The sequence below is a fragment of the Oleiphilus sp. HI0117 genome, from assembly GCF_001635235.1.
In genome coordinates, this window is record NZ_LWGA01000402.1 from 1 (window position 1) to 12,742 (window position 12,742).

Here is a 12,742-nt window from a genome sequence, read left to right on the forward strand (position 1 = left end):
GGTTGCAGTCGGCAAACGCAATTTCCGTTACGGCTGGTGCGTCTGCACCCGAAGTTCTCGTGCAGAAAGTTGTCGATCGTTTGGTAGAGTTGGGGGCTAAAGAAGTTGAAGAGGCTGATGGCCGTGAAGAAAATATCGTTTTCAGCATGCCGAAAGCTCTAAGAATACCCGCAGAAAATATTTAGAGTTTATTATTTGCTAGCCAGAATCGAATTGGTTAGCATATAAGTCAAGCGCAAAGGATAAGCGCTTTCTCACAATTAACCAGCGATCAAAGGATATGATGCTGATGTTAAAGACTTCATGTAAGTTAAGTACGTGCTCGCGTGCGCCAAATATAGCTTCTTTAAAGGCTGCTCAGTCAGGTTTTTCTCTGATTGAACTTCTCATCAGCTTGCTTATTTTTAGTGTCGGAATTTTAGGACTCGCCTCAATGCAAATTACCAGCATGAGGATGGCACTCGATGCTCAGCAGTACTTTAGCGCTAGTTTGTTGGCGAGTGCTATTTCAAATCAGCTTCAAGCAAGCGGTTCAACTCAGGGGGCTGAATTTTGGACTCAACAAGTGTCTGAAAGCTTACCTTCAGGTTTGGCGCTAATCGAATCTAGTGCTTCAAACTATCGAGTGACCTTGAGCTGGAATTCCAGTGAAGACCACGCCCGGCAGCAGGGTAATCGGAGATCTCAGCTAGTGTCGAGTGTAAGCCTATGAAGGGGCATCTCAATCAGTTGGAATATCATAAAGGTCTTAGCTTGATAGAGTTGTTGATCGCTTTGGCGCTGAGCTCAATTTTGAGTCTGGCTTTATTTGAAGTATTCAAAATTGCGCGTGATGCTTCAAGCCGGGTTACTGGAGCAAATGAAATGCTGGATAGTGCCCAATTGAGCTTTTCCGTCTTGCAGGACTCTATCAATATGGCTGGATTCTGGGGTGGAGTTGATTCCCGAGAATTAACGCTGATAACGAAGCAACTTAGTGCTTTTCCGGGCAACTGCAACAGTGCTTGGGTGCTCAATATTGAACAAGGCTTGCAAGGCTTTGACGGGCGAGAAAATGCAAATGATATTCCTGCATTACCCAGTGATTGCTTGAGCAAAGATTATGTACCTCATAGCGATGTACTACTTGTTCGTCGCGCATCGGTGAATGACCCGGTTCCTGAAGAAAAGTTAGGTAATAAGTACTATAAAAAACGCTTTATTGTTCGAGGAAGCCCTGAAACAGGGGGGATTGTTTTCCAGGGCAAAGATATGGCTAAAGCGCGGCAACAAGTGCCACCCTCAGCTTTTGTTGTTAATAGCTTGTTGAGTATCGATATGTACTATCTGGAGTATTGCAAAGATGAAGAGCTTTGTGATGTCTCAGGTATCGGCTTAAGTCGTTATACCCTGATCGGCAACCGCTTTATCAAACAGCGCTTGGTTAATGGTGTGGCGCAAATGCAATTTGAATATGGGCTCGATCTAAGTGGTGATGGCAAGGTGGAGCGCTATCTTACTGCCGATAACGTTTTCAGCTGGAATGATGTATTGTCGGTACGTGTTTTCGCTTTATTCAAAAGCAAGCTATCGGCAAGTTCGAATGAGAATCCGGAAAGAGAATTCAAACTGGGTACAGGTTTTGAGTTCGAGCCAGAAGAGCATGAACGGAGGTATAAATTCAAAAAGTTTCAGTCAGAATTTAGTTTGAAGAATACTTAGTTAATAACAGCGGTGATGAGCAAGGAGGCAATATGCACCTAAAATCAAAGACCTATCCAATAAGAGCCATGCAACAATACGGAGCTACATTAGTCTTGTCATTAATGTTGCTGGCGATCCTCACAATACTCTCAACAACGATGATGCAAAGCAGTTACCTAAGCTTTAAATCTCAGTCTTCCAGAGTGGCGTTTCAACAAAGCAGTCATGAACTAAATCAGTTTCAGCTTCAAGCTGCGAAGCAAATAAAAAGCTTTATTGATTCTAGACGAGATAGTCATGTTGAGCTCAAAAAGTCATACTCAGAAGGCTTCAAGTTAATCGATGACTTGCTGAACCTCGAAGTAATTGCCGAAGAAGATAATGAATCGTTGACGCGAATTTTATCGTTTTCAAGTTCACAGATGGAGATAGACGTTTATATCACTCAGAGCAGATTGCGTCCGGAATATTCCGGGAATAACTTGCTTCAGTACGACTCTTATAGTCAGCATATCGTGCAAAGGAGCGCAGATCAGCGCTATTTATACCTACAGCTGCACTGTATTAGCAAGCCAGGAATTGGTCAGAACCAAGGCCCTGTTCATCTTGTTGGCGACTTTCGTTTCGAGGTGTCGTGATGAAAAAAAGGATGAAGATTGCATTTGTTTTGTGTTTGTTTAGTTTTTCCTTGCTTTCTAGTATGGCGTGTTATGCAAGTGAACCGATATCGACTGTTGCGGTGTTGAGCCCCGCTATTGTTGTTTCCGAGCCCGCACGCGCCTTTTCGTCGATTGACCCGCTTGGCTATAAAAAATTTAAAACGCAGTATCAGACTCGTAGAACGATGGCCTATGTCATTTCAGGGGAGGGTGAACTGCATGCCATTGATAAAGATAATGCCGAGGGAGGGCAGACATCCGCAGGGGAGTTATGGGCTTATATACACGAGGACCAAACTCTCAAGCTTGAATATCTGACTAAGTCTGAATCTGAGTCTCTGAAAGCAAGTGGATCTAGCTTACTTGATGTCACTTACTATACCTTTGATGCAAAAATATTTGATGAACGTTCAAAGGCACATCCACAAGCTTGGGGGACTTTGTTGCTGGTGGGTATGGGAACCAATAGTAGCCAGAGTCGTGAGCATAGTAATAGGTGTCTATTATTCGATATTACGGACCCTGCACAAACACCTTCTTTATTGGCTGAATTTAAACACACTTCAATGGGGCCGTGTACAAGCAAGCCTACCGCCCTGACTCTTCCCGATGCTTTTGGTGGGGATCCTCTTTGGTATTTGGCTTTTGGGGCAGGGCAAGGAACACTGCGGCCCGGCTTATTTTTTTATGACTTGCAGACAATGACATTAGATAAAGAAGTCTGGCTTCGTCAATTTCGACCTGAGGTAAAGAGTGGTCATATAGCTGGGATTTCGGCAGCAGATATTGATCAAGACGGCCTAACTGATCTCTTGTATTTCGGAACGATTGAGGCATCTAGAGTTCAGGAAAGTGGCAGCTTGTATTCTCTTACCTTTACTAGATCCCTGGATACAGCCACCTCTTCAAGAGCGGGTAAGTATTCCTCTCATCGAGAACGCTATATGACCCCTCAGCTAGCTAAACTATTTGCAGGCAGAGGTGCAATTTCTCACAAACCTTTACTCAAAAGAGGTTCTGAGGGAAAGGTTTGGTTATTCTTTTCGGCTGGCTCCTCAGTTTATGGTCTGATAGATGACTTTTCCAGGCAGAGAGTAAGTGAATTTCAGTTAAGCTCAAGCGGGGTTAAAAATAGAGGATGGGTTCGCACTCTTCCCAAGAACGAAGTATTTACCTCGGCAATAGTCGACTTGGGAGAGATAATTGTCTTGAACGCGTTTCGTCGAGACTGCAATGATTGCTCAGAATCCGGTTTGAATACCTTGAAGCTATATCATGCTTTTAGCGGGGAAGAAATTACCGATATCTTGGCGGACAAAAAACAGACACGAGTATTAGCCGGAAATTTGTTGCTTGATGAAGAAGGCTTCCCGAGGCAGCGTATAGACCACCTGATATCTGATTCAGCCTTGTTATCTCTTCTCGCTATCGATAACAAAAGCCTTTATGGAGAGGAGTCTAAACTCTTGGGCGTTGAGTTAGCCGAAGGTATAAGGCGCTTATCATGGTGGCAACGATGAATCGTTCTAGAGCCTTTACATTAATAGAGTTGCTTGTAAGTTTGGCAATTGTTTCCATTCTATTTTCACTGGCCTTACCTTCATACGAGTCCTACCAACAGCGGAGCCGCTTGACTGAGGGGAAGGCCTCTTTATTGCGTTTGCAGACTGAATTGGAGCGTTATGCAATGAGCTTTCAGCGCTACCCGCAAAGCTTATCGGAATTGCTTTCATATGATGAAGACGAGTTAGAATCGGATCACGGCTACTTCAATCTCTACATTGACTCTGGCCTAAGTGATTGTGACGAAGGGGCTTGTTATGCATTGGTCGCTGAGCCGATCATTGAAACTCGTTCGGATGAGAGGTTGGAGTTATATTCTGATGGCCGTAGAGAAGGGCAATGGAATTAACCACAGCTAACATTCTTTCCTCCGCTCGCTTCAACAATATCATCGCTGTTACTGTCGCGCCCTATTCTTAAGCGACCCTGGAAATTAATGATTAGGGCACGCGCATATTTCTCGTCATTGTTTTCTGGGCAATAGATGTAACTTCCGGCACTACCAAGGGGAAAACCAAGGCGGGAAAAAACAACTCTGTTTGTCGGGTTGTTAAAGCTTATTGTTCCAGAAGGGATAAAAGGGGTTTTGAGCTGGAGTAATAGTTCACTCTCATCACGTTTCTGGTCCTTGTCTTCGTCAATGAATATCATTGCGCCAGCTTGCCAACCTTGTTCGCACTGTAGGCCTGAAGAGGATGGGCATAAGGTAATGCGTGTTTGTCTGGCGAGCGCTTCTCTTTTTGCATGTCGAATGAATTGGCTCAAGTGGTTGATATTGCTGTCCGAACGGGCATTTTGGAAAATGTCATTGAAGGAAGGAATAACGACAAAGGTCAAGATAGAAACAATGGCCAAACAGGTGAGTAGCTCGACAAGTGTAATTCCACTTTGCCTGGATTTTTGTTCTTGATGGTACTTATTGCATCGGTGCATAACAGAAGGGGGCATTTTCATCACTCCTTGATAAAGATCATCCCTTGGAAAGAGTATTCTCTTGGCGATTGATATAAAATGCAAGTCGAAAACATCTTGCTAAAGGAAATGAGAAACTTGAAAGTAATCATCGTTGGCGCCGGTGCAATCGGTATGATGCAAGCCAGAGAATTGGCGTTAAAGGGCATTGAAGTCGTGCTGCTTGATAAAAGTGCTTGCGGTACTGAGGCCAGTTGGGCCGGAGGTGGAATCGTATCTCCCTTATACCCTTGGCGTTACTCTGAGCCAGTCACGGCTTTGGCAAGCTGGTCTCAGTCCTACTACCCGAATCTCGCACAGTCTTTAGAGGCCGAGAGTGATATTGACCCGGAATTGACTCGCCATGGCTTGTTAATGCTTCAGGTCGAGGATAGGGAAGCCGCACTTAAGTGGTCTGAAGAGCATCATAAATGGATGGAAACAGTAGATGCTGAGAAAATCTATGAGCTTGAGCCTGCTTTGCGTGAAGGTGTTAAAGATGGTTTGTGGATGTCTCAAGTTTCCAGTATCCGTAACCCTCGTTTACTGCAGGCTTTGTATACCTCTTTGCAGCGTAACCCCTTAGTAACTATTCATGAGGGCGCTGAAGTCTCATCGTTTCTGACGAATAAAGACAAACTCGATGGCGTTAAGCTGCATAATGGTGATGAGCATAGAGCTGATGCCGTCGTCATTTGTAGTGGCGCCTGGAGTCGCAGTGTCGCGAAAAGTGATGGTATTGAGGTTAAGCCGGTTAAAGGGCAAATGCTAATTTTTGATGCGCCTATTGGCCTGGTCAACCGGGTTGTGATGAACAATGGTAAGTATGTGATTCCACGTAGAGACGGAAAGGTACTGGCAGGTAGCACTCTGGAAGACGTCGGCTTTGATAAGCGCACAACGGAACAAGCAAAAGAGGAATTGGCAGATATGGCGATAGACCTCTTCCCGGGCTTGGCCTCCTGCCCTATCAGTGCGCATTGGTCGGGTCTACGCCCAGGCTCACCAGATGGCATTCCCTATATTGGCCAAATGAAGGAGTTTGACAACCTTTATATCAATGCCGGCCACTATCGCAATGGCTTGGTGCTCGCACCCGCTTCGGTTGCCTTACTCAGCGCTATTGTTAGTGGTGAATCGACGCCTATACCGAGTGAACCGTATAACCCTTTGATAAGAGTTTGAAGCTAATCTAGCTCAAGCTTCTTCAGCCGATAGCGCAGGGCTCTAAAACTAATTCCCAGCATTTTTGCAGCCGCCGTCCGGTTCCATTTTGTGGCGGCTAGGGCTTGTTCAATTTCATACCGTTCGATTTCTTCCAAATAGTCTTCCAGTGACTGTTCTGGAGGCCTCGCTGATATCCCTGCTTTAGCTGCGCCAGAGTTTTGTTCCCGGCTACCCAGTACTTGCGCTATCCGGTGTGTCGTTTGTGGTGGCGCTTGAGTATTAGAAGGGCTTTGGATATCTGGCCCCGTTTCGGCTGAATCGGCGCTTAAGTCCAGATCTCCAAGTTCAATGATATTGTCTTCACACAGTGTGAATGCTCTTTCGATGATATTTTCCAGTTCTCGTACATTTCCTGGAAAGCTATACTCTGACAGGCTCTCAAGTGCTGCATTGGAGAGCTTTGCGTCTGTGACGCCACAGTCCCGGGCTATCTTTTCCAGGAAATAGTCTGCGAGTAAGGAAACGTCTTCTTTGCGTTCCCTGAGCGAGGGTACATCGAGTTTGATGACATTAATTCGATAAAACAAATCTTGCCTGAAGCTGCCATCTTCAACGAGTTTGGCCAGGTCTTTATGGGTGGCGCTAAGAATTCGGACGTTAACTTGAACCTCTTCCTGTTCACCAACAGGCCGGATTCGCTTTTCCTGAATTGCACGTAAGAGCTTCACCTGCATTTCAAGAGGTAGGTCGGCGACTTCATCTAAAAATAGAGTGCCGCCGTCAGCTGCCCGAAATAGCCCGGATTTATCTTCGATTGCTCCACTAAAGCTACCTTTTTTGTGGCCAAAGAATTCACTCTCTACCAGCTCACTAGGAATAGCCCCACAGTTGACCGGGACAAAGCGGCCGGTACTAGCGCGAGGGCTGTTTTGATGAATCATTTTAGCGACCAGCTCTTTACCGCTACCTGACTCACCAGAAATATAAATTGGAGCTTGGCTACGTGCCAGTTTATCGATCTGTTTGTTGAGCTTCTGAATGGCTTTTGTTTTGCCTTTTATGTGCTCGGGTTGAGTGCTAGAGGGACTTTCGTTTGCCTTACGTTTTGATAACTCTAATGCGCTGGTCACCAGCCCTCGTAGCTGATTAAGGTCAACAGGCTTTGAAATAAAATCAAAAGCACCAGCCTTAAGGGCACTGATGGCTGTTTCGACGTTGCCGTACGCGGTAATCATGGCAACGGGCATATCGGGATGATTTTTTTGTATGAACGACACGAGATCAATGCCGTTGCCATCAGGCAAATTCATATCGGTGAGACAAAGGTCAAAGCTTTGTTCACTTAGGTAGGCCTTGGCGTCCATGATTGTCGCACTGCTACAGGTGTCTATCCCCATACGCATGAGTGTGATTTCTAACAGCTCTCGAATATCAGGTTCATCGTCGATAATTAAGGCGCGTTGCTTGGTCATATATTGAGTCTTGTCTGTCGCTTAGAAAGCATTAAGAAGAATAAGCCTATTGTTAAACAATTCGCTTGTGGTGAGCAAATACAATTCGAAAGCACGCACCAAGCTTAAGGTCTTTAAGAGCCTGATAAGCCTTATTGTCTAGTCGATGGTTATCAAACTTCCAATGCTGATGAAATTCGGTACTGGCCGGGTTGATATAGTCCAGATGAGCTTGGTTTGCTTCGCAGATTTCTCGTGATAAATACAAACCAAGTCCTGTGCCCTGAGATTCAGTGGTGAAGAATGGTTCAAATAAATGATGGGAGTTCTCTTCAGAGACTCCTTCACCCTGATCGATTACTTCGATATAGGCTTGGCCATCCTTTGTGGTTTTGGATAGCAATATAAATAACTGTGCGCTGCAATCTGACTTTAAGCCATGCCTAAGCCCATTGTCGATCAGGTTGATAAACACTTGCTCCATTTGGCTTGGGTCAAAGCGTGCTGTTGCGTCTTTGTCTGCAAGTATAATATTAATTCTGTCTGATGAGTGCAGGTGCCCTTTATATTCGCCGACGATTTTATCAATCCAGTTGGCCAAGGTGATGTCTTCAACTTCTGGCTCTGTTCGACGACTAAGTTGCAGAGTGTTTTCAATGATCTGATTTACACGCTTTGAGTGACGCTGGATGATATCCGTCATCTTATGGTCTGCCGGGTCAAGGTTTTCAGACTCAGCCAGGAGTTGTGTTGCGTGGCTAATTGCTCCTAATGGGTTTCTAACTTCATGCGCTATACTTGCGGTTAAGCGACCGAGAGAGGCCAGTTTCATATGTTGAGCTTGTTGCGCAGTCTTGCGAGTATCATCTAAAAAAACCAGGATGTCAGACTCTGCTTCATTTTGTAAGCGAGAGAAATTTGCCTGAACCAAAGGTTTTTCCTGGCTGACTCGAAAGGGAGTTGTACGTACGCCGGGTGCTTCTTTCCATAATGTTAGCCTATCAGCAATCAAGGAAGGTAAGGGCTGCTTTTCCGCCAGGCTGACTAAATCCAGGCAGGCATGGTTGATTAATTTAACCTCGCCTTGCTCACTACAGACGATAATACCTGTTCTCATGCTCTGGATAATCTGGTGGTTAAGCTTTTCCAGCTTTCTTAAATCTTGCTCTTGTTGTTTAAGTAAAGATTCATTTTCCGAAATCTTGATCGACAAATATTGGAGTATATAGGCACTCGCAAAGTACATGCAGCCAATCAGACCTGTCCGCGGGACATCGGAAAGTGAATTGAAGCCGTTAAGGAAGCGCTCACCCTCAATTAAAATAGTAAGCAGTGTGGCCCAGGCAGCGAATGAAAGTCCTATCCGTCCTCGAATAATGATATTACCTGCGGCGACACTGATAATGATCAGGTTAGCCAAACCACCAGAGATACCCGAGGCAAAATAGAACAAGGCATGCAAGAGCAGTATATCGAGAAGTAATGTAATAAAAATTTGCTTGGGGTGAGCGTCGATGAGAAAGCGAAATGCGAGTAGCCAAAAGAGGTTCAGCCCTAAATAAATTGGCGTAAGCGCCTCAAATATTAGAGGTGAGCGAAATTCTTGTACCACGCTGTGTTGCGATATTGATATTCCAAATAGCAGAATACTGACAACGACTCGATAAAAGTTATAGTAATTAAAAAGAGACTGGCTTTGCGGGGAGGTTTCCATAAACTTGGTTCTTGGGTCGTACTTATTCTGGTGTGGTAGGGGCGCCCGGATTGTTCCAGAGCTTTACCTGATTTCTGCCGTTATTCTTAGCTTCATACATTGCAATATCGGCACGCGTGACGAGCTCGTCAGCAGTCTTGGGGGACTTTTGAGATAAGCTGGATACACCAAAACTTGCAGTAAACTCGATAATATTGCCGTTTGATTCGAAGGCAGAGTTTGAAAATTCTTGGCATAGGGTGTTGGCAACATGCTCAGCTTCATTCAATGAGGTATCAACAAGCAAAATAATAAATTCTTCACCTCCGTAGCGCGCGATGATATCGCCTGAACGTGTGATAGTGTTTTTTAGAATTACTGCGGCATGGCGGAGGCATTCGTCTCCAGTTTTATGCCCATAGTTATCATTGATCGATTTGAAACGATCTAAATCGCATAATATGACAGACAACTCGCGGCGGTGCCGTTCAGCTCTTTTTAGCTCGATATGCAGGCGTGATTCAAAGTGCCGGCGATTGAATAGAGTGGTCAAGGAGTCGGTTGTAGAGGCTAACTCCAGGCGATTATTTGCTTGCTCAAGCTCGGTGAGCGCTCGTTGCATGGATTGAGTCCGCTCACGGACTTTGGACTCTAGCTGGGCATTGATAGTGGTTTGTGTTTCCAATAATTGCTCTTGCGACTCTCGTAGCCTCTTTTCACTTGAAAGTACAGATTCCTGGGCGAGAATGCGCATTTCTTTTTCACGGTTTATTCGGTTGGCTAGAGCAAGAGAAAGCAGGGATACCAAAAATAGAACACCAATTTGCCCTGCATTATTGGTAAAGAAATTGGCCGTCACGAGCCCGAATTTAACCGCGCCTAATGTACCAATCCCCAAGAAAGTTGTGGTCCAGGCGAGGCAGTAGTAGCGAGCATCAGAATGTCCCCGGAACAAAGCGATATACCCGAGTAGCATTGACATGGTGCAATTGATTAAAGCAAGAGCGCTGTTTAGACGTATCGTAATGCTATATGAAATGATAAAGGTCAGCACAAATGAGATGCTGGACACGACTGCTAAAGCTTGTGCAATGCGATAAGCTTTTGGGTTGGTTTCTTTGAGCTTTAAAAACTCAATAATCAGCACTAAAACGGTAATATTACAACCGCCGATAAAAACGGATATCGCGTAGCTATTCCATTCTAGAGCCTCTGGCCATAGATAGGCAAAGCCATAACCCTTTAGGCTTATTTGAAAGAGCAAGTAACTGAAAACGAAAAGAACATAGTAGAAATAGCTCATTTCCCTGATAGAGAAAAATAGCAATAAATTATAGATGACCATGATGCCGATGACGCCTGCCCAGATACCTTGCATCAGGTGGTCGTCAGAAGAAAATTTGGCATGACTCTCGGTGTCCCAGAGTATTAATGGTGCTTCGATAGTTCCCGCGGAAGCGATTCGCATGACGAACTCATTGCTTCCTTTGTTCAGTGTATACGGTAAAACAAAGTTTTGATGGCTTATTGGTCTTTGCTCAAAGGGATAGGTGTCACCGACTACATGCTGAGCAACAACTTGCCCTTTATTTACTTGATATAGTTCTACCTTATCCAGAAAAGGAATGGCTAGCTCTAGGTAAACATCGCTGGGCTTGTTGCTTGGGTTATCAATTCTAAACTTAAACCAAAAAGCTGAGTTGGTGAAGCCAAAGTTTGGGGAGGCTCGTTGTATGTGCTTCCATGCGTGTGTTTTATTTAGAATTGTATTAATACTATGGCGATGCTCCTCATCCTCTAAGTAGAGCATTTTTGAGCCTATCGGAATGCCTTGGCTTTTACCTGGTGTGTAAATTGTTGTGGGTGTAATACTCTGGTTAGGCGTAATGAAGCGGGTTTGGTCTGTTATCGATAAATTATCAGCATGAGCGCAGGTCACTGACATGAGTGCAATAATAAGCAAGCAGCAGCTAAAAGAACGCTTTATCAAATCCCTAATCTGGGGGCACATGGATGAGAGCACTAACAAACCTTGAACTAATGGCGAAAGAGTTGGACTGAAAAGGTCGTAATTTCCAGTTGATCTTTAAAAGTATAGGGCAAGTTGAGTGCTTGTCACGTTGACCAAGGATAAATCAACGTGACGAAGTTGGTATTCGTGGGATCTTACGTCTAAAGCGCTAGATCGATCTGAACAGGGCAATGGTCAGAACCCATAATATCGTTGAGAATATCGGCGGCTTTGATGTTGTCGCGCAAGCTTTGGGAGGCGAGGAAGTAATCAATCCTCCAGCCTACGTTCTTCGCACGGGCGCCGGCTCGATAGCTCCACCAACTATATTTGACGGTTTCAGGGTTTAGTTCTCGGTAAGTGTCTATAAAACCAGACGCAACGTAGCGGTCTAAACCGTCAATTTCTGCCTGCGTGTAGCCAGCACTTTTATTGTAGTTGGGCTTGGGACGGGCCAGGTCGATGTCTTTGTGCGCAACATTCAGGTCGCCACATAAGATAACTGGCTTGCTTTCTTCGAGTTTCTTTAAATAATCATTGAAGTCTTTGTCCCACTCTTGACGATAAGGCAAACGTTTAAGCTCACTACCAGAGTTTGGGGTGTAGACAGTAACCAAGTAAAAGCCGTCATACTCAGCAGCAATCACTCGACCTTCCTGATCGTGCTCTTCAATTCCCATATCGTATTGGACAGAAATAGGTGCGTGTTTGGTCAGAATAGCTGTGCCTGAGTAGCCTTTCTTCTCGGCAGAGTTACAGTAGATATGATAGCCCTCAAGATCTTTAAGTGCTTCCATCACCTGATCATCCTGGGCTTTGGTTTCTTGCAAGCATAGAACATCTGTTTCCATAGATTCGAGAGAGGAGAGAAAGTCTTTCTTCATCACCGCTCGAATACCGTTAACATTCCAAGAAACCAATCGCATTATAAAACCTCTCTTTAAATCAAATAACGTACACCAATTAATGCTCGCTAGAGCAGACGTACAGAAACGAGGGAGAGAGTTTAGTGAAAAAGGTTAAGGAAGAACAGGCTTAGGCACGATTTCGCAAATGACAGGTCAGTGGGTTCGCCGTAATTTGGTGTACACGAACCACCCTGTTATGGTGGTGAGGGAGTGTGGGGCCTTATAGGGTGCGCACTGCGCACCGCTAGTCGTGGCAAGGAGGCCTAGGGCGCTACGAGCCGCTGGCCTCATTAATGTCAGTCACATTCTGAGGATTGCTCAATTCCTCTAGAACTTCTGGTTTGCCCTTACATGCTTGAATAATCAGCTCCTTATGCTTGGCAAGTAAGAGGCCAAAGGATTCTGCTTGAGCTTCATCTACACCCGCTATTTGGCTTTCAATTAAGGTCGTAAATTGCTCACCAAGCTCTAGCATTTTGTCGTGAGCGTCTGCATCTTTTTTGTTTTCAAACATGACACCGTCCCGATCACATTTCCACATTGCAATGACTGGCATGACTCTTCTCCATCAAGCGATTATCAATTTAACTGTATATTAATACAGTATCGGGTTTAGTCAACCATTGTTTTTTGAACTTTTTGCTGCCATGGTGTTC

12 protein-coding genes and 2 pseudogenes are annotated in these 12,742 nt (G+C 44.9%); 8 read left to right on the top strand and 6 right to left on the bottom strand.

The genetic code is table 11. The features are described 5' to 3' along the window. From ispH to A3757_RS04745, 7 genes and pseudogenes are all read left to right on the top strand, one after another. Positions 1-185: pseudogene (ispH, locus tag A3757_RS26350) on the top strand (4-hydroxy-3-methylbut-2-enyl diphosphate reductase); the annotation flags it as partial. Between the two features lie 104 nt (positions 186-289). Beyond that, positions 290-421 (top strand): annotated as a pseudogene (locus A3757_RS28040) (prepilin-type N-terminal cleavage/methylation domain-containing protein); the annotation flags it as partial. A gap of 12 nt (positions 422-433) precedes the next feature. Then, positions 434-712, top strand: a complete 279-nt coding sequence (locus A3757_RS04725; RefSeq protein ID WP_231872180.1) for a hypothetical protein — start codon at positions 434-436, stop codon at positions 710-712. Further along, the gene (locus A3757_RS04730; RefSeq protein WP_068554084.1) at positions 709-1,701 is read left to right on the top strand and encodes a PilW family protein; all 993 of its coding nucleotides are present in this window, start codon (positions 709-711) and stop codon (positions 1,699-1,701) included. Before A3757_RS04725 ends, A3757_RS04730 begins: the two co-directional genes overlap by 4 nt. A 32-nt stretch (positions 1,702-1,733) precedes the next feature. Next, positions 1,734-2,321 carry a PilX N-terminal domain-containing pilus assembly protein gene (locus tag A3757_RS04735; protein ID WP_068567561.1) on the top strand — a complete coding sequence of 196 codons (588 nt, stop codon included), beginning with the start codon at positions 1,734-1,736 and terminating at the stop codon, positions 2,319-2,321. After that, a complete protein-coding gene (locus tag A3757_RS04740; RefSeq protein ID WP_068553772.1) occupies positions 2,321-3,862 on the top strand; it encodes a hypothetical protein in 1,542 nt (513 codons plus the stop codon). Before A3757_RS04735 ends, A3757_RS04740 begins: the two co-directional genes overlap by 1 nt. Further along, the gene (locus A3757_RS04745; RefSeq protein WP_197469610.1) at positions 3,859-4,254 is read left to right on the top strand and encodes a type IV pilin protein; all 396 of its coding nucleotides are present in this window, start codon (positions 3,859-3,861) and stop codon (positions 4,252-4,254) included. Before A3757_RS04740 ends, A3757_RS04745 begins: the two co-directional genes overlap by 4 nt. On the opposite strand, the gene A3757_RS04750 is transcribed toward A3757_RS04745, so the two are convergent. Further along, entirely contained in the window at positions 4,251-4,853 is a 603-nt protein-coding gene (locus A3757_RS04750; protein WP_068511756.1) for a GspH/FimT family pseudopilin, read from the bottom strand. The genes A3757_RS04745 and A3757_RS04750 overlap by 4 nt on opposite strands. Positions 4,854-4,916: 63 nt before the next feature. Between A3757_RS04750 and thiO the strand changes: the two genes are divergently transcribed. Then, a complete protein-coding gene (gene thiO / locus A3757_RS04755; RefSeq protein ID WP_231872179.1) occupies positions 4,917-6,041 on the top strand; it encodes a glycine oxidase ThiO in 1,125 nt (374 codons plus the stop codon). Positions 6,042-6,043: 2 nt separating this feature from the next. On the opposite strand, the gene A3757_RS04760 is transcribed toward thiO, so the two are convergent. The 5 genes from A3757_RS04760 to A3757_RS04780 form a co-directional block, all read right to left on the bottom strand. After that, positions 6,044-7,495: a sigma-54 dependent transcriptional regulator gene (locus tag A3757_RS04760; protein WP_068632946.1), complete on the bottom strand. Its 1,452-nt coding sequence runs from the start codon at positions 7,493-7,495 to the stop codon at positions 6,044-6,046. Between the two features lie 52 nt (positions 7,496-7,547). Then, positions 7,548-9,188, bottom strand: coding sequence for a PAS domain-containing sensor histidine kinase (locus A3757_RS04765; protein ID WP_068512252.1), 1,641 nt, complete (start codon positions 9,186-9,188; stop codon positions 7,548-7,550). A 22-nt stretch (positions 9,189-9,210) separates the two neighbouring features. After that, the gene (locus A3757_RS04770) at positions 9,211-11,157 is read right to left on the bottom strand and encodes a diguanylate cyclase (protein ID WP_197469783.1); all 1,947 of its coding nucleotides are present in this window, start codon (positions 11,155-11,157) and stop codon (positions 9,211-9,213) included. A 182-nt stretch (positions 11,158-11,339) separates the two neighbouring features. Continuing rightward, positions 11,340-12,104: an exodeoxyribonuclease III gene (locus A3757_RS04775; RefSeq protein ID WP_068508849.1), complete on the bottom strand. Its 765-nt coding sequence runs from the start codon at positions 12,102-12,104 to the stop codon at positions 11,340-11,342. 253 nt (positions 12,105-12,357) lie between these two features. Then, positions 12,358-12,642, bottom strand: coding sequence for a YebG family protein (locus tag A3757_RS04780; RefSeq protein WP_068739233.1), 285 nt, complete (start codon positions 12,640-12,642; stop codon positions 12,358-12,360). Positions 12,643-12,742 lie beyond the last annotated feature (100 nt).